The organism is Thalassotalea sp. 273M-4 (assembly GCF_041410465.1).
In the GTDB taxonomy this organism is placed as follows: Bacteria; Pseudomonadota; Gammaproteobacteria; order Enterobacterales; family Alteromonadaceae; genus Thalassotalea_A; species Thalassotalea_A aquiviva.
Window position 1 is genome coordinate 1,589,946 of the sequence record NZ_CP166961.1, and the last position, 17,383, is coordinate 1,607,328.

The window sequence follows — 17,383 nt, forward strand, 5'->3', positions numbered from 1 at the left end:
TAGAATTTACGACAGTATTAGTGCCTTATAATTTGACCGGGTTGTTATTAGGGGAAAACTAGCGTGTGAATGTCGTCACGCTAATGATTTTCTTACAACCTTTCAGGGTCATTGCTAAACAAAAATAACAAATTTGAGATTTTTATGTCCGATCAACAAAACAATACTGACCAACAAGCAAGTCAATGGGTAAGAGAACAATATTTAAAAGCAACAAAGTATTTGGCTGATAAAGGTTATGTCACCGACTCAGTTAAAATGGTTGATAGTCGTTATTTAGTCCCAGCGGTTGCTGTGTGGAAGTTAAATACCCTTAAAAATGAACAAATATGGGTGATCAGTGGGGATTTACCATGTGATCATATTCCCGTATCGGCGGCCTCTGATGCACGAGAAGCATTGCGTAATTTTTCGTTAAAATGGCAAATTCAAGCGCAAAACCTACTTACTTCAGTAAATGATAGTACGCAACAACAATTTGCTGATGTGCTGATCAACCGAGCTGAAGCTTTGTACCAACTGTTTGAAAACGATAAACTTTGGGGCAAAAGCTAATACCATTCCTACTAAGTTTTTGCTCACTCTGTCACTCTGTGTTGTGCAAAACCTTAATGGGATTGGTATAAAAGACAATAAGGCGAGGGTGGTATAGCGAAACGTTAAGTGTAAGAATCTTTTCTGGTTTTTTGGATTTCTAGCCAGTTTTTTACGGTGTGGTTTAATAGCAGGCGTGTTAGTGAGAAAGATAAAAGCGCTTAAAGTCGACATTGGCGATGTTACAGACCATTCTCTGTCGTGGAATACCGGCTTCCATAAAGACTGAGCCAACAGGTCTAAAATGATGTTTGGTAAAATAGTCAACGGCATCAAGCGCGCTATTAATATAGACTTCTTCCACTTTTCTTTGGCGGGCTATTTGTAATAGCGTTTTAATCACTTCTTTGCCTATTGGCGATTTGCGCTGTGGGATCACAACGCAAATTCGTGAGATTTCGCCGTTATCGGTTATTCTTCCTGTTGCTAACGGCTCATTCGATTCTTCATCGGTAACCAATACATGGTGCGCTTGGCGGTCAAATTGATCAAATTCAACCTCAAACGGAATACGTCGTTCATAGACAAATACTTTTTGTCTAACTGTCATTAATTGCTTTTTCGCTTGCTGCCAATTAACAACATCGACCCGATAAGGCACTGTTCACCTCACTCAAAACACCAAAAACCCTTATTTATAACCCTAGTTAACAAATGTTGGTTTTTCAAACAATCCAGCTGTTTCTCTAGGCTTTGAGCCGATAATGGCATCTTTTGAGCAAGCATTTGGCCTAGTTCAAGGGTCTCTGTCATTAGCTCAAATTTTTCACCATTGATGTACAATGCACTGTTATCGTTTTGATTTACCAGCAGACATTTGATCCCCAGAACGGGCTCTAAAATTTCACCTTCGGCGAATATTTGCTTTATCAAATCGATATCCAGTGGTTCAACAGGTACCAGCAAGTTGAGCGAATGATGTACACTGGTGAGGTATTTAGCAAAACAGGTTGTCATCATATCGGCATCGGTTAATGCGTTTTGTACCATTTCAGTCAGTTGTTTGATGTCGTTAGGCTCAAGCTCGTGCGGTTTATGTGTTAATTGCCTTTTACGGTCATCCATACGTTGACCTAGTAAGTCAGCATCTAGCAGGTGATCAGCAATAACACCAAGTAATTCTTGAGGGTTAGGCGCTTGAAATCCTATTGAATAATTTAATGAATTATCAATAGCCACACCATCGTGTGGGTGATTTGGCGGAATGTAAAGTAAATCACCAGGTTCGGTTATCTCATCTATTTCCGCAATAAAATCAGATACCTGCTTTAGATCTTCATGTGGTAATAGCTGCTTTAAGCTGGCATCAGGTTTGCCTACACGCCAACGACGTTTGCCTTCACCTTGTAAGATAAACACGTCGTATTGATCTAAGTGGGGGCCAACACCACCACCAGGGGTAGAAAAACTGACCATTACATCATCGATACGCCAATTAGGGATAAAATTAAAGGGCTTAATAAGTGCATCAACATCAGCAAACCAGTTGTTGACGGCTTGGACTAATAAGGTCCAATTTTTCTCCCCAAACTGAGAAAAGTCAGTAAAAGGACCGTGATTTACGTCCCATTTAGCATCTGTTTTACTGATGATCCTTGATTCAATAAAATCTTCCATGGCCAATCCGGCCAGATCATTGGCGTCGATAGGGTCGTTAAAATCTTGAAATGCATTTTTAATAATTAACGGCTTTTTTTGCCAGTATTGCGATAAAAACGTTGCCGGCGTCAAGTCTTGCCAGTTTAAGATATGAGTCATAACCGATCTCTTTATAGAATGTCACTGATAACAGTATACATAGGAAATAAAAAAGGCGCCGAAGCGCCTTTTTCGTAAAGCAATGAGTTAGGCTAACTCATCGATAAATGCCACAGCACGACCAATGTAGCTTGCTGGAGTCATTGCTTTTAACTCCGCTTTGGCTTGCTCTGGTAACTCTAGATTGTCAATAAAGGCGCGCATAGAGTCACCATTAACGCGTTTACCACGGGTTAATTCTTTTAGTTTCTCGTATGGCTTTTCAATGCCGTATCGACGCATAACGGTTTGTACTGGCTCTGCTAATACTTCCCAGTTTTGATCAAGCTCATTTAGTAAACTTTGCTCGTTTACTTCTAATTTACTGATCCCTTTTAAGGTCGCCTGGTAAGAAATCAACGAGTGTGCAAAACCTACACCTAAATTACGTAGTACCGTAGAGTCTGTAAGGTCACGCTGCCAACGAGAAATTGGTAATTTTTGCGCAAGGTGCGCAAATAGCGCATTGGCAATACCTAAATTACCTTCTGAGTTTTCAAAGTCAATTGGGTTCACTTTATGTGGCATCGTCGATGAACCAATTTCACCGGCAATGGTTTTTTGTTTAAAGTGACCAAGGGCGATGTAACCCCAAATATCACGATCAAAGTCAATTAAGATGGTGTTAAAACGGGCAATGGCATCAAACAACTCAGCGATATAATCGTGTGGTTCAATTTGCGTAGTAAACGGGTTCCAAGTGATCCCTAAAGACGTAACAAAAGATTCAGAAAATTGGTGCCAGTCTAGTTCAGGATAAGCACTTAAATGGGCGTTGTAGTTACCAACCGCACCGTTTATTTTACCCAGAAATTCAATATTAGCGATTTGATCACGTTGACGTTTTAAACGAATGTAAACGTTGGCCATTTCTTTACCCATAGTACTTGGGCTAGCTGGTTGGCCGTGGGTACGACACATCATTGGAATCGTTTTGTACTCAATGGCAAGGTTTTTAATTTCGCCTAACAATTGGTCTAATACGGGGAGAAGAACTTGCTCACGACATTCTTTTAACATTAATGCGTGTGACAAGTTGTTAATGTCTTCTGAGGTACAAGCAAAGTGAATGAACTCTGAAACGGCGTTAAGTTCTTCATTATCGGCAACTTTTTCTTTTAAAAAGTATTCAACCGCTTTTACATCGTGGTTGGTTGTTGCTTCAATGGTTTTTACGCGATTGGCATCGGCTTCAGAAAAGTTTTCAACGATGCTGTCTAATAACGCGTTAGCTTGCGCAGAAAAAGCAGGAACCTCGGCGATACCAGCTGTTTGAGCCAGTCTTTGTAACCAACGTACTTCTACTGTGACACGATATTTAATTAAACCAAATTCACTGAAAATAGGGCGTAAGGCTTTTACTTTGCTGCCATAACGACCATCAACAGGTGAAATTGCACTAATACTTGAAAGTTCCATAAGTTTTCCCGAAAGTTAGAAAAAACCCGACAAGGGATGCGTCGGGTTAAAGTTTTATTAAAATTGTTTTGTTAGTTGTTCAGCGGTGCGAACAATGCGACGTCGACTAAATAGAATATTGCGACGTTTACCACCCATTTGGCGCCATAAAACAGTGGCACGGATCCCAGCTAATAGTAATGCTCGAATGCGGTTTTGATTACCCACTTGTTTTAGAATATTGGGTTCACCAGCCACTTGAATTTTGGTACCTAAAGGACTAATCACATCGGTATAAATACTGGCAAGGTTGCTGATCATGGTATCGCTGTTAAGCTCAAAGTGGCCGAGCTGACGCTGACATTGTTCGATGCGTTCAGCTAATGTTGCCATTACTTTGGGTTTACTCTGTAACCGACGTTCCAAATTAAGTAGGCTAACCATGTAGCGCGTTAACTCTGGGTCTTTGGCAGTTTTACTGTCACCTAATTGGCCTACAATCATACTAAGGCCATCTTGGATATTATTGATATTGCCGTCATAAACCGCTAAAGCGTTTTCTGGTTTGGTGTTTAAAATGCTGTTTAGCATTACTTCAAACACCGCATCATCGAGCTTATTTTTACGGGCAATATCTTGCACCATAACAACGGTTTGACAGATCCCTGCAAAGGTTAGGGTTTGATCCTTAATATTACTCATGCGTTATGTTATCGAATTAATGTGTCAATGATACCACCACCTAAGCACACTTCGTTTAGGTAAAATACCACCGATTGGCCAGGGGTCACTGAGCTTTGTTGTTGTTCAAACATGATTTGATAATTGTCTTGGTCAATACGAGTGACACGACATGCCACGTCTTGTTGACGATAACGGGTTTTAACTGTGCAGTTAAAACTTTCACCAATGGCGATTTCTTCTCGACTTACCCAGTGCAATTGACTGGCAAACAAACCTTTGGAAAATAAACGCGGATGATCACTGCCTTGTCCGACAATTAACACATTGCGTTGCATGTCTTTATCGACAACGTACCAAGGGGCTTCTCCAGCGTCTTTTAAACCACCAATATGCAAGCCTTTGCGTTGACCTAAGGTGTGATACATTAAACCTGAATGCTCACCAATGACGTTACCTTCTGTGGTTTCGATTTTACCAGGCTGTGCCGGCAAATAACGACCTAAAAAGTCTTTAAATTTGCGCTCACCAATAAAACAAATACCAGTTGAGTCTTTTTTATTATGGGTAATTAAACCTTCACGTTCTGCAATGGCGCGAACTTCTGGTTTTTCTAGATTACCAACTGGAAATAAAGTTTGACCAACTTGTTTATGGCTTAAAGTGTACAAGAAATAACTTTGGTCTTTGTTGTTATCAAGACCTCGTAACATTTCAAATTTGCCGTCTTTTTCTCGTCGTTGTACATAATGCCCAGTGGCTATGTAGTCAGCCCCTAAATCTTCACAAGCAAATTCAAGGAAAGCTTTAAATTTGATTTCCTTGTTACACATAATGTCAGGGTTTGGGGTGCGACCAGCTTTATATTCTTCTAGGAAATATTCAAATACATTATCCCAGTATTCAGCGGCAAAATTTATTGTATGTAACTCAATACCTAATTTATCACAAACCGCTTGTGCATCTTTGAGATCTTCAGCTGCAGCACAATACTCAGCATCGTCATCTTCTTCCCAGTTTTTCATAAACAGGCCTTCAACCTGATAGCCCTGTTGTTTAAGCAGGTAAGCCGATACAGATGAGTCAACACCGCCAGACATGCCAACGATGACTTTAATTTGTGAATTTGGGTTTTCAGTACTCAAGAGGAATATTTTCCATCAGGTTTAAAATGGCGCGCATTGTATCATGAATTTAATCCAATGCTAATAGCAAATTACATTCTAAAAGAGCCAGTTGTTATAGAACATTGCTCTTTTGGTTTAATCGTCAGCAGTGGTGTACTTGTTGCCTAAAAAGTAAATGAGCTTAGGTAAATGAGCTTAGGTAAATATGCAAGTCAATGTGTAAAAATTATTTGGCTTTATTGTCGGATGCAAACACGTTGGTGTGCAGCATTGTTAATGGGTATCGATGGCCTTGTTCATAATCTTCAATACATTTTAATACCAAAGGAGAGCGTAGTTGAGATTTTCTTTGCTCAAGCTCTTGTTTGCTCAACCAATGGGTTCTAATAATATCTGAGTCTTTAGGCTGTGCTTTTAAGTGTTGTTCCAATTCGCAAATAAAACTTACTCTTAAGTAATAGGTGTTATTACTTTGGCGTAAATGATAATAAATGCCACAAAGGCTATTAGGTTGTATGCTTAATCCGGTTTCTTCATCAATCTCACGGACCATCGCATCAAGCAAATTTTCATCGGCTTCAAGGTGGCCTGCGGGTTGATTAAAGACCACGTTATTATTGTCCAATTCCTCAACAATTAAATATTTACCCTGACAATGAATTACGGCAGAAACGGTGGTGTTAGGTTTAAATTGTGCACTCATGTGATCCCTTGTTGTCTGTATTGACGCTATCATCATAAACGATTTAGCCTTCATTTATGATCACCTTAAAGGTATTTATGGCCTAAACACCGGTGTTAGCCTGTATGCGCATTATCGTTAGACAGTAGTTGATATTGTCCAGGCTTTAAATTACCTAAAGTATATGGACCAATAGCATATCGAATAAGGCGTAATGTGGGGTAACCAATGTGCGCTGTCATTCGTCTTACTTGTCGGTTTTTACCCTCGGTTAACGTAACTTCAAGCCAAGTGGTTGGTATATTCTTTCGCTCTCTTATTGGTGGTATTCTTGCCCACACATCAGGCGGGTCGATTATTTTGACCCCAGCGGGTTTCGTCATTCCATCTTTTAATGCTAAGCCTTGGCGAAACTGAGCTAGGGCAGATTGTTCAGGGATGCCCTCAACTTGTACCCAATAGATTTTGCTCTTGTTGTATTTTGGACTGGCGATAGTGTTTTGCAGTTTACCATCGTTGGTTAGCAGTAATAAGCCTTCCGAATCCTTATCGAGTCGTCCTACCGCATAAACATCGGCAACATCAATGAAGTCTTTAAGAGTTTGACGATTTTGATCATCCGTAAATTGGGTCAAGACATCAAAGGGTTTATTAAATAACAACACTTTTTTGGGCCCTGTTGGCTTTTTCTTTGGTTTAAAAGAACGGCTTTGTTTTGAGGCTAGAGAGTGGCTAGGTGATTTTTTACCCAAGGGCGTTGCATGTTGTTTTTTTTGTCGATGTTTTGGGCTGTTAGCGTTTGATTTCAAAGCAAAGCTCTCATTATTGTCTGGATAAAGGTTAGGCCATAGCGGACTATTAAACTTATTAATAGTGACTATAAATGATTGTGCCGAGAAAGTTTACTGGCACAACTATTTTAATCAATTAACTGCTGATATACTACGGCGCAGTTACAAAAGTAACATCTTATTAATAAATGGCGATTTGATCATTTAAGATCAGCGTCATCACACACTCGGTAAATAATAAAAATTTCCCATATAAATTACCGAGGAGCATAAAAAGGAAATGATATGACAATTGAAAATTCGAAAATTATCTACACCATCACCGATGAGGCTCCAGCCCTTGCAACTTACTCATTTTTACCTATCGTTCAAGCGTTCACCAAAAACGCAAATATTGATGTGATCACCAAAGATATTTCTTTAGCAGGCCGTATCATTGCCAACTTTTCAGCATACTTAACCGCAGAGCAACGTATGGGCGATGCACTTGGTGAGCTTGGCGAACTGGCAAAAACGGCAGAAGCAAACATCATTAAATTACCCAATATCAGTGCTTCAATTCCCCAATTAAAAGCGGCTATTAAAGAACTTCAGGCCAAAGGGTATGCTTTACCAGATTACCCTGCAGAGCCGCAAAACGAAGAACAACAAAAAATTAAAGCGCAATATGCCAAAGTTCTTGGTAGTGCGGTAAACCCCGTTCTTCGTGAAGGTAATTCGGACCGTCGTGCACCTGCTTCAGTAAAACAATACGCGCGCAACAATCCTCATTCAATGGGCGCATGGTCTGCTCAGTCAAAATCTCATGTTGCCAGCATGAGTGAAGGTGATTTTTATGGCAGCGAGCAATCGGTCACCATTAAAGATGCTACTACAGTCAATATTGAACTGACTGCTGATAACGGTGACGTTACGGTATTAAAGCAAGACTTACCGCTTCTTGCTGGTGAGATCATTGATTCTTCGTGCATGAGTAAAAACAAGCTTCGTGCGTTCTTAACACAACAAATGGCGCAGGCTAAAGAGCAGGGGATTTTATTCTCTTTACACATGAAAGCGACCATGATGAAAGTGTCTGATCCGATTATTTTTGGCCACTGTGTATCGGTTTTCTTTGAAGATGTATTAACTCAGTATGCTGATTTATTTAAAGAGCTAGGTGTTGATGTCAATAATGGTGTTGGTGATGTATTTAATAAAATTGTAGCCTTACCAGCAGAGCAACAAGCTGAAATTGAAGCTGCTTTTGCCAAGGTTTATGATGCGCGTCCAGATTTAGCGATGGTAAATTCCGATAAAGGCATTACCAATTTACATGTGCCATCAGATGTCATTATTGACGCTTCTATGCCGGCGATGATCCGCTCTTCGGGTAAAATGTGGAATAAAAACGACGAGTTGCAAGACACCGTGGCGGTGATCCCAGATCGTAGTTACGCGGGTGTATATCAAGAGACAATAGATTTTTGTAAGAAACACGGTGCTTTTGATCCTAAAACCATGGGTAGCGTACCCAATGTTGGCCTAATGGCACAAAAAGCAGAAGAATATGGCTCGCATGACAAAACCTTTGAAATCTCAGCGACTGGAACCATTCGTGTTGTTGATGAAAATGGCCAGGTTTTAATGCAGCATGACGTAGAACAGGGCGATATTTGGCGTATGTGCCAAGTTAAAGATGCGCCAATTCAAGATTGGGTTAAACTTGCGGTAAATCGTGCCAGAGCGACAAATACGCCAGCTGTATTCTGGTTGGATGAAAACCGTGCACATGACGCTCAATTGATTAAAAAGGTGCAACAATACTTACCTGAACATGATACAACGGGCCTAGAGCTGCATGTTTTATCACCGGTGGAAGCAACGCGCTTTTCATTGCAACGAATTAAAGACGGCAAAGATACCATTTCTGTAACAGGTAACGTGCTACGTGACTACTTAACCGATTTATTCCCAATTTTAGAGTTAGGTACGTCCGCAAAAATGTTGTCTATCGTCCCGCTAATGAATGGCGGTGGCTTATTTGAAACTGGTGCAGGTGGGTCTGCTCCTAAACACGTGCAACAATTTGAAAAAGAAAACTATTTACGTTGGGATTCTTTAGGTGAGTTTTTAGCTTTAGCGGCCTCATTGGAGCATTTGAGCAATTTCGCTCATAACCCAAAAGCCCAAGTATTAGCAGATACTTTAGATGCAGCAACGGCAACCTTCTTGGCTGAAAACAAATCACCAGCACGTCGTATAGGTCAAATCGATAACCGAGGTTCACACTTCTACTTGGCTATGTACTGGGCACAAGAATTAGCAGAGCAACAGCAAGATGCTGAATTAAAAGCATTATTTACACCTCTTGCGAAAGAGTTAAGTGCTAAAGAGTCGGTTATTGTTGAAGAGCTAAATTCGGCTCAAGGTGTTGCCAACAACCTTGAAGGTTATTACCAGCCAAATCCAAAATTAGCCAGTGAAGCGATGCGACCGAGTGCGAGCTTAAATGCGATATTAAACGCGCTGTAATATAAGAGCAGAGATATCTCACTAAAAGCATTGAATAAGGGCCATTAAGGCCCTTATTTTTCTGGGTGTATTTAATTTATTCGGTTTGTTCCGTACATGTCGCTTGTTCTTACTGGGCGCTTGTTCCGTAGTTGTAGAAGTTGTATTCGTGTCTTTGATTTTTATAGATTGCAGCTTTTATGTTTTGGATGGCTATAACGAAAAAATTTTTGGCACTTTTAGCCCGCTTGGATGTCATACAGAAAAATAAGAAGAGATATAACGGTTAAATGCTTTCCATCTAATATTGCAAAAGATAGATACAAGAGGTTAATTTAGGGGAGTAACCAGATAACAAAACACGCCACTTAGTTTCAGTAGTTTAAGCGTAATTTTGTTATCTAGAAATAAGGTATGTTTTACTCGGCATCGAGGGGGCGAATACTCGCGGCATGATGTCCTTTGGGACCTTCATTAAGCTCGTAATCAACGGGTTGACCCGCTTTAAGCGTTCGATAACCATCCATTTGTATTGTTGAATAGTGGGCAAATATATCATCACCACCGGAATCAGGACGAATAAACCCAAAACCTTTAGCATTATTAAACCACTTAACAGTACCGTTTGCCATACTTCTACTTCCTTCTTTGTGTTTCGGTATTTTTACAATCCAAGTTGAGTCATTTATTATTGTTAAGATATCAAATTGGTTAATTCTAAATTTGTGCAAATAAAAATTTAATCAATGAACATTTTTGATAAAATAACTCATTATTGTGATTATTTTTTAGTCACTTAACAAATTTAGATAAATTAGAAAAATAGTCAAGCTAAATTATTGGTTTTTTTTACATTTATTTAACGATAAAGTTTTATTGCAGTTTAAGTTAGGGCTATTATTTTAGTATGGGTAAAGTAAAAGACGCTGTTGACAGTGATATTCAGTTAGAGCAGGACCCAAAAGAAAAAATTAAACGACCAAGGATGTTTCGGGTCGTGTTATTAAATGACGATTACACCCCTATGGATTTTGTGGTTGAAGTTTTAACAAAGTTTTTTCATATGGACAGTGACAAAGCTACTGAGGTAATGTTAACTATACATTATAAAGGGAAAGGCAGTTGCGGTGTGTTTTCTAGCGAAGTAGCAGAGACTAAAGTTGATCAAGTAAGTCGTTTTGCTCGTAATCATCAACACCCGTTAATGTGTACTATGGAACCTGTCTAAGACAGATTTTATGCAGTATTGAGGTTGAATTAAAACCGTTGTAGAACACTTGGAGAGTGCCTATGTTGAATAAAGATTTAGAAATTTCCTTAAATTTAGCTTTTCGTCAAGCAAAGGACTCTCGTCATGAGTTTATGACGGTTGAGCATTTATTACTGGCTTTGTTGGAAAATCCAGAAGCGGTTGATGCTATTAAAGCCTGCGGTGGCGAGTTAGCAAAACTGAAAGTCGAACTTCTAAACTTTATTAATGAAACAACGCCTGTTATTCCTGCTGAAGATGACGAACGAGAAACCCAACCGACGTTAGGGTTTCAACGGGTCCTACAAAGAGCTGTTTTTCATGTTCAATCATCCGGTAAAACAGAGGTCAATGGCGCCAATGTATTGGTTGCCATTTTCAGCGAACAAGAATCACAAGCCTCTTATTTGCTGAAAAAATCTGACATCACCCGTCTTGATATTGTCAATTTTATTTCGCATGGCATTTCCAAAAATGGCAGCCCCGATGTTGAGGCTCCGAGTGTCGAGTCGACCCTTGGTGGCGAAGAAGAGTCGACTAGCAATGTCGACAAATACGCGCTTAATCTAAATAAAGCCGCGATGAAAGGGCATATCGACCCTATTATCGGCCGAAGCAAAGAATTAGAACGTACCATTCAAGTCCTTAGCCGTCGGCGTAAAAACAACCCGCTGTTTGTCGGTGAAGCCGGCGTAGGTAAAACCGCAATTGCGGAAGGTTTAGCTAAGTTAATTGTTGAAAACAATGCGCCCGAGGTCTTAGCCGATGCGACCATTTATTCGTTAGATATGGGCGCTCTACTTGCCGGTACTAAATATCGAGGTGACTTTGAAAAACGCTTTAAGTCTCTACTTAAGGACCTAGAAAAAGACAAGCACGCCATTTTATTTATCGATGAAATCCACACCATTATCGGTGCTGGTGCTGCCTCTGGTGGTATGATGGATGCGTCTAACTTAATCAAACCTTTATTATCATCTGGTAAACTGCGTTGTATGGGGTCAACCACATTTCAAGAATTTAAAACCATTTTTGAAAAAGACCGCGCTCTGGCACGGCGTTTTCAAAAGATTGATATTCATGAGCCGAGTGTTAGTGAGACCACCAAGATTTTACAAGGTCTTAAAGACCGATACGAAGAGCATCATGGGGTAAAATACACGTTAAAAGCGTTGAAAGCGGCGGCCGAACTGTCTGCAAAATACATTAATGATCGATTTTTACCTGACAAAGCCATTGATGTCATTGACGAAGCAGGGGCAAAACAGCAACTTGTGAGCAGCAATAAGCGCAAAAAAGTGATTAATATTTCTGATATTGAATCAATTGTCGCCAGTATTGCTCGTATTCCTGAAAAATCGGTGTCATCAACTGAGAAAGACAATTTGATGAACATTGACCGCAACTTAAAGATGGTGGTTTTTGGTCAAGATAAAGCCATCGACAGTTTAACTTCAACCATTAGATTAAGTCGGGCAGGATTAGGGCAAGAAGAAAAGCCGATAGGCTCGTTTTTATTCTCAGGCCCTACTGGGGTTGGTAAAACCGAAGTTACCAAACAGTTGGCCAAGCAGTTAGGGGTAGAACTGTTGCGCTTTGACATGTCAGAGTACATGGAAAAACACGCGATAAGTCGCTTAATTGGTGCACCTCCTGGCTATGTCGGTTATGAGCAAGGCGGTCTTCTGACTGATGCGGTTATTAAGCACCCTCACAGCGTTGTATTACTTGATGAAATTGAAAAAGCGCACAGCGATATATTCAATATCCTACTGCAAGTTATGGATCATGGTACCTTAACCGATAATAACGGCCGTAAGGCGGACTTTAGAAACGTCATCTTAGTGTTAACAACCAATGCGGGGGTTCTTGAAACCACGCGAAAATCTATTGGTTTTCAGCAACAAGATCATAGCCACGATGCGATGAGTGAAATTAACCGAACCTTTTCACCAGAGTTTCGTAACCGTTTAGATACCATCATTTGGTTCAATCACCTAGAACCTGAAGTCATTGAATTAGTGGTCGATAAGTTTATTGTCGAATTACAAGCTCAATTAGATCTTAAAGGGGTCTCTCTCGAATTGTCGGACTCGGCCAGAGCTTGGCTTGCCCAAAATGGTTATGACAAAGCCATGGGCGCCAGACCAATGGCAAGGATCATTCAGGAGCATCTTAAGAAACCTCTGGCCAGCGAATTGCTCTTTGGTCGCTTAATGCAAGGTGGGGTTGCCAAAGTAGATACTTCTAAAGACAACAACCAATTGGTATTCACCTTTGAAGAAAAGCCAGAATTGGTTTCACCATAATTCAGTATTATTAGCGTGAAATATGTACTAAAAGGATCCTATGGGGTCCTTTTTTGCTTTTGTGTATTGGATATGGCTGACTTCTAAGGATATTTTAACCATCCTAAAAACATAAAAGTTGTTTACAAATAGCACAGTCTTGCTAATATGCCACCGAGCCAGGGGGTGTTTGATAATTGCTTTATCAAACTGAGATGCACCACTAAAGCGTTAATTAACCTTAGTAGCAAACCCTTTGAACCTGAACCGGATAATACCGGCGTAGGAATGGTTTTAAATTGTATTAACTAAAAGCGCTACGCTATATTAGCCTTTTACAGCTTACGCTGAATTACAAATAACCCTTTTTGTGCCGGATCCTAATGCAATTGGTTAGAGATCTGAAATGAATACAAAAACATCGTCCTTATATTGTGCCTGTCTTGGTACCTTAATACCGTTTAGCCCCAATACGTTTGCCAATACAACCGTTGAACAAACTTCTTCTGTTAGCGAAAGTGCTATCGAGTCTATTGAAGTGATTGGTGACTTTAGGCAACAAACTATCAACAAGGTGCCTGCATCTTTATCGATTTTAACGGAGCAACAATTTTCTGCGCGTAATGCGCAAAACCTAGAAGAAATCATAGCGGCAACCGCTAATGTTAATTTTGCCAGTGGGAGCAGTCGTGCCCGCTTTTTCCAAGTTCGAGGCATAGGTGAGCGTAGCCAATTTAAAGAACCCGTGAATGCCTCTGTAGGGGTTATTATTGACCATGTTGATTTCTCTGGAATTGCCGGCGTTGCCTCTTTATTTGATGTTAAACAGGTAGAAGTTTATCGAGGGCCACAAGGTACTCGGTTTGGCGCGAGTGCGATGGCTGGGATGGTCAATATACATAGTCATGATCCTACCGATGATTTTGAGGGGCAGGTGAAAAGCATGCTCGGTAACTACAATAGCCAGTCCTTAGGTTTAACCTTATCAGGCCCTATTGATCAAGGCTTGGCTTATCGATTTGCCTTAGAGCGATTTGTCAGTGATGGATTTAACCAAAATACTTTTTTAAACAAAAAAGATACCAATAACAAAGACGAACTAACCGTTCGCAGTAAATTGGTTTATCAACCCAGCGATAAACTCACCTTGGATATGGCGTTATTTTATATCGACTTTGATAACGGATATGACGCATTTTCTCTTGATAATAATCGTACTACATTTTCTGACCAGCCAGGTTTTGATCATAATAAAACCCTAGCAACCAGTATTAAAGCAACCTATAAAGGTATGAAAGGGGCAAATTTAATTGCTATCGCCAGCTATGTCGATGCCGATCTTGATTACGGTTACGACGAAGACTGGACTTTTGTTGATTTTCATCCTTGGGGCTATTCTTCAACAGATCATTACTTTCGCACTAAGAAAAATCATGCCATTGATTTAAGGTTAGTATCTAAGCCCGAAGGTAAATGGTTTAACAACAGCACTGCTTGGGTTTTGGGTGCATATTTTAAAGACAGCGTTGATGATTTACGACGCCAGTATACGTACGAAGAAAGTGATTTTGGCTCAAGTTTTCAAAGTCAAAATCTTGCCACTTATGTGCAATTGGACAGTGATTTAACCGCTAAATTGGGGCTATCGACCGGTCTGCGAATTGAGCAACGTCAAGCGAATTACCAAGACACAAATGCCTTGTCTTTTAAGCCTGATGAAACCATGGTCGGTGGTCAAATCGCTTTAGCGTATCAACTTGCTCACAACACCAATGTTTATGCTTCTATTAATCGAGGTTTTAAAGCGGGTGGGGTAAACACTGATGGCAGTCTGCCAGATACAAATCGTGCTTTTGACTCCGAATACTTAATCAATTACGAACTTGGGGTAAAACAATCACTGCTTGCAGGTAATGCCACCATGCGAATGGCTGTTTTTTATATGGACAGAAAAGACATGCAAGTAAAAACCTACAATGCCATTGAACGTTCAGACGGTTCGCAAGAGTTTGTTGTATACATAGATAACGCCGCGAAAGGCAGTAACCAAGGCATTGAAGTTGAATCCACCTGGCATCTAACCAATAACCTTGAATTGTATGGCTCTGTTGGCTTATTAAAGTCTAAGTACATCGATTTTATCAATGGTAATGGTGAAGACTACTCAGGCCGTGAACAAGCGCATGCACCAAGTTATATGTACAATATGGGGATTAATTACTACCTAACGTCTCAGTGGCTAATTAATGTTGCGATGGATGCCAAAGATGGCTTTTATTTCTCCGACAGTCATCAACAAAAATCAAAGCCTGTTGAAATTTATCACGCCTCATTGGCTTACGTGCAGGACGATTGGCAAATAAAACTTTGGGGAAAAAACATAACCGATAACGATTATGCCACTCGTGGTTATTATTTTGGCAACGACCCTCGAATAGGTTATGACAGTCAAAACTATATTCAACTCGGCGCACCTGCCGAGTATGGCTTAACCTTTAATCTTAACTTTTAATGACGGCATTCGCTTTTTTACCGGCGATAGAGACATCAATTATGGAAAATATTCTGCTTTATTTTTTAAATTTGCCATTTTGGGAATTTATCGCCGTTATTTTATCAATAACGTATGTGGTGTTGGTGGCGCAAAACAATATTTGGTGCTGGCCAGCTGCGTTTATCAGTACATTACTCTTTACCATCATCTTTTTTGATGTTGCATTGTTGATGGAAAGTTTACTTAATGTGTATTACATGGCGATGGCGGTTTTTGGGTGGTATAAATGGCAGTTTCATCAACAAGGCGCGCAATACCAAGAGTTGCCCATTCAGCGCTGGCGTATATCCACCCATGTTAAACTGATTCTGGGTTTGAGTGTGCTGAGTTTGTCTCTAGGTTTTGTTATGGACAACTACACTCATGCCGATTACGCCTATTTAGACACTTTCACTACCGTATTTGCTGTATTTACCACCTATTTAGTCACCATAAAGGTGATTGAGAACTGGCTTTATTGGATGGTGATAAATGCATTATCGATTTATTTGTTTATCAATAAGGGCCTACACCCAACCGCATTATTAGCGTTTATAAACTTTGTTATGTGCTTTGTAGGTTGGGTTAAATGGCATCAGGTGTTTAAGCAACAAAGAGGTGATCAACTCGCTGCACTAAAGCTGTCTTAACATCGCCTAGAGGGCAAAACAATATCGTCATATTTAGCAGGGATTAAACAAACGTGAGCATTGTCGAACTCAAGCGCATATTAGAGTCTCTAATACCAAAACAAAATATTATTTGCATCGAAGTCATTACGACGGGGCAAAGCCACTTTTGTTTTAAGGTAGAGTGTCGCGATACCACCTTATTTGTAAAAGCGTATAAAAGAGATACACCAAATCTCTCGAGTGTGTTTTACAATGCACTGCAATGCCAGACTTTAGCGGCTCAAAATGGCGTTTCTGCTCGAGTCCTACACAGTTGCGATCAACAATTTGTGATGATCAGCGAATTTATTGATGGGGTAAGTCTTGGCCAGAGCAATCTTAACAACGCGAATAAACTTAGCATCCTTGCTTTGGCGTTAGCCCAAACCCATCAATTGCCGATCAGCTCCCTTACCAATGTGGTAAGGGTCGATATTGTAGATTCTGTTTATCAAGCCATACGACAAAGCCCGATACAAGCAAATACAAAACAGCTTTTGCAAGACAAACTAGACAACCTAGCAAAACCGTGGGCGCAGGGCATAAAAAAGAGTGTGGTGACAGAAGGTCAGCTGCCACAAAATATAGGGTTAATTCATGGGGATTTGAACTTTAATAACCTGCTACTCAATCCTGATATGTGCAATATTTCTTTGGCCAATACAACAAAAGGGCTGGCGCAAGCAACACATTCTAAAGTCACTACGACTCTCAGTTCAGGTTATATCATAGATTGGGATTGGGCCTGCTTAGGCCCAATTGAGTACGATATAGCGATGGCATGCTCTATAAATCGTTTATCAACCCTAGAACAATCTCAGTTATTGGCTGTTTATCAAAAATATTCCGTTAACCCTTATCACATCAATACATCAGTGGTTACGCGTTACTTGGTTGTTGCTCATATAGTTAACTTTCTCTGGTATTTGGGTGAAAGTAACACGCTGTCGGTTAAGACCCAAAAGCACTGTTTACATTATTATGCTAAATGTTTGGATTTACCTAATTTTTCTCTGTAGCCGTGTTTTAAATTTGATACAGGGAGATAAAAATCAAGGTTTTGAGACAAAGAGCTTTAA

The 17,383-nt window shown here is 40.1% G+C and carries 15 protein-coding genes and 1 riboswitch; of the genes, 7 read left to right on the top strand and 8 right to left on the bottom strand.

The window, feature by feature from the left end:
- Positions 1 to 144 precede the first annotated feature (144 nt).
- A complete protein-coding gene (locus ACAY00_RS07160) occupies positions 145 to 555 on the top strand; it encodes a DUF4826 family protein (protein WP_371379202.1) in 411 nt (136 codons plus the stop codon).
- Positions 556 to 733: 178 nt separating this feature from the next.
- Here ACAY00_RS07160 and ACAY00_RS07165 read toward each other — a convergent pair whose 3' ends face one another.
- From ACAY00_RS07165 to ACAY00_RS07195, 7 genes are all read right to left on the bottom strand, one after another.
- A complete protein-coding gene (locus ACAY00_RS07165) occupies positions 734 to 1,195 on the bottom strand; it encodes a GNAT family N-acetyltransferase (protein ID WP_371379205.1) in 462 nt (153 codons plus the stop codon).
- Positions 1,196 to 1,203: 8 nt separating this feature from the next.
- A complete protein-coding gene (locus ACAY00_RS07170; protein WP_371379208.1) occupies positions 1,204 to 2,352 on the bottom strand; it encodes a JmjC domain-containing protein in 1,149 nt (382 codons plus the stop codon).
- 87 nt (positions 2,353 to 2,439) lie between these two features.
- The gene (gene purB / locus ACAY00_RS07175) at positions 2,440 to 3,810 is read right to left on the bottom strand and encodes an adenylosuccinate lyase (RefSeq protein WP_371379211.1); all 1,371 of its coding nucleotides are present in this window, start codon (positions 3,808 to 3,810) and stop codon (positions 2,440 to 2,442) included.
- A gap of 57 nt (positions 3,811 to 3,867) precedes the next feature.
- Positions 3,868 to 4,491, bottom strand: a complete 624-nt coding sequence (gene hflD / locus ACAY00_RS07180; protein WP_371379214.1) for a high frequency lysogenization protein HflD — start codon at positions 4,489 to 4,491, stop codon at positions 3,868 to 3,870.
- An 8-nt stretch (positions 4,492 to 4,499) separates the two neighbouring features.
- The gene (mnmA, locus tag ACAY00_RS07185; RefSeq protein ID WP_371379612.1) at positions 4,500 to 5,570 is read right to left on the bottom strand and encodes a tRNA 2-thiouridine(34) synthase MnmA; all 1,071 of its coding nucleotides are present in this window, start codon (positions 5,568 to 5,570) and stop codon (positions 4,500 to 4,502) included.
- Positions 5,571 to 5,823: 253 nt separating this feature from the next.
- The gene (locus tag ACAY00_RS07190; protein ID WP_371379217.1) at positions 5,824 to 6,300 is read right to left on the bottom strand and encodes an NUDIX hydrolase; all 477 of its coding nucleotides are present in this window, start codon (positions 6,298 to 6,300) and stop codon (positions 5,824 to 5,826) included.
- A gap of 95 nt (positions 6,301 to 6,395) precedes the next feature.
- Positions 6,396 to 7,088: a pseudouridine synthase gene (locus ACAY00_RS07195; protein WP_371379220.1), complete on the bottom strand. Its 693-nt coding sequence runs from the start codon at positions 7,086 to 7,088 to the stop codon at positions 6,396 to 6,398.
- Positions 7,089 to 7,355: 267 nt separating this feature from the next.
- On the opposite strand from ACAY00_RS07195, the gene ACAY00_RS07200 reads away from it, so the two are divergent.
- Positions 7,356 to 9,584 (top strand): NADP-dependent isocitrate dehydrogenase, encoded by a 2,229-nt coding sequence (locus ACAY00_RS07200; RefSeq protein ID WP_371379223.1) that lies wholly within the window; start codon positions 7,356 to 7,358, stop codon positions 9,582 to 9,584.
- A 398-nt stretch (positions 9,585 to 9,982) separates the two neighbouring features.
- On the opposite strand, the gene cspD is transcribed toward ACAY00_RS07200, so the two are convergent.
- On the bottom strand, positions 9,983 to 10,195 hold the full coding sequence (gene cspD, locus ACAY00_RS07205; RefSeq protein WP_371379226.1) for a cold shock domain-containing protein CspD: 213 nt from the start codon (positions 10,193 to 10,195) through the stop codon (positions 9,983 to 9,985).
- Positions 10,196 to 10,470: 275 nt separating this feature from the next.
- Between cspD and clpS the strand changes: the two genes are divergently transcribed.
- From clpS to ACAY00_RS07230, 5 genes are all read left to right on the top strand, one after another.
- Entirely contained in the window at positions 10,471 to 10,791 is a 321-nt protein-coding gene (gene clpS, locus ACAY00_RS07210; protein WP_371379229.1) for an ATP-dependent Clp protease adapter ClpS, read from the top strand.
- Between the two features lie 62 nt (positions 10,792 to 10,853).
- Positions 10,854 to 13,121, top strand: coding sequence for an ATP-dependent Clp protease ATP-binding subunit ClpA (gene clpA, locus ACAY00_RS07215; protein WP_371379233.1), 2,268 nt, complete (start codon positions 10,854 to 10,856; stop codon positions 13,119 to 13,121).
- Between the two features lie 151 nt (positions 13,122 to 13,272).
- Positions 13,273 to 13,406: riboswitch (TPP riboswitch) on the top strand.
- Between the two features lie 100 nt (positions 13,407 to 13,506).
- Entirely contained in the window at positions 13,507 to 15,612 is a 2,106-nt protein-coding gene (locus ACAY00_RS07220; RefSeq protein ID WP_371379236.1) for a TonB-dependent receptor, read from the top strand.
- A 41-nt stretch (positions 15,613 to 15,653) separates the two neighbouring features.
- Positions 15,654 to 16,283 (top strand): nicotinamide riboside transporter PnuC, encoded by a 630-nt coding sequence (gene pnuC / locus ACAY00_RS07225; protein WP_371379239.1) that lies wholly within the window; start codon positions 15,654 to 15,656, stop codon positions 16,281 to 16,283.
- Positions 16,284 to 16,336: 53 nt separating this feature from the next.
- Positions 16,337 to 17,323 (top strand): hypothetical protein, encoded by a 987-nt coding sequence (locus ACAY00_RS07230; protein WP_371379241.1) that lies wholly within the window; start codon positions 16,337 to 16,339, stop codon positions 17,321 to 17,323.
- The last annotated feature ends 60 nt before the right edge of the window (positions 17,324 to 17,383 follow it).

Coding starts and splice junctions, on each gene's coding strand:
- clpS (WP_371379229.1), top strand. CDS start 10,471: ATGGGTAAAGTAAAAGACGCTGTTGACAGTGATATTCAGTTAGAGCAG.
- ACAY00_RS07170 (WP_371379208.1), bottom strand. CDS start 2,352: ATGACTCATATCTTAAACTGGCAAGACTTGACGCCGGCAACGTTTTTA.
- cspD (WP_371379226.1), bottom strand. CDS start 10,195: ATGGCAAACGGTACTGTTAAGTGGTTTAATAATGCTAAAGGTTTTGGG.
- ACAY00_RS07160 (WP_371379202.1), top strand. CDS start 145: ATGTCCGATCAACAAAACAATACTGACCAACAAGCAAGTCAATGGGTA.
- ACAY00_RS07220 (WP_371379236.1), top strand. CDS start 13,507: ATGAATACAAAAACATCGTCCTTATATTGTGCCTGTCTTGGTACCTTA.
- purB (WP_371379211.1), bottom strand. CDS start 3,810: ATGGAACTTTCAAGTATTAGTGCAATTTCACCTGTTGATGGTCGTTAT.
- ACAY00_RS07190 (WP_371379217.1), bottom strand. CDS start 6,300: ATGAGTGCACAATTTAAACCTAACACCACCGTTTCTGCCGTAATTCAT.
- pnuC (WP_371379239.1), top strand. CDS start 15,654: ATGGAAAATATTCTGCTTTATTTTTTAAATTTGCCATTTTGGGAATTT.
- hflD (WP_371379214.1), bottom strand. CDS start 4,491: ATGAGTAATATTAAGGATCAAACCCTAACCTTTGCAGGGATCTGTCAA.
- mnmA (WP_371379612.1), bottom strand. CDS start 5,570: ATGTCTGGCGGTGTTGACTCATCTGTATCGGCTTACCTGCTTAAACAA.
- clpA (WP_371379233.1), top strand. CDS start 10,854: ATGTTGAATAAAGATTTAGAAATTTCCTTAAATTTAGCTTTTCGTCAA.
- ACAY00_RS07200 (WP_371379223.1), top strand. CDS start 7,356: ATGACAATTGAAAATTCGAAAATTATCTACACCATCACCGATGAGGCT.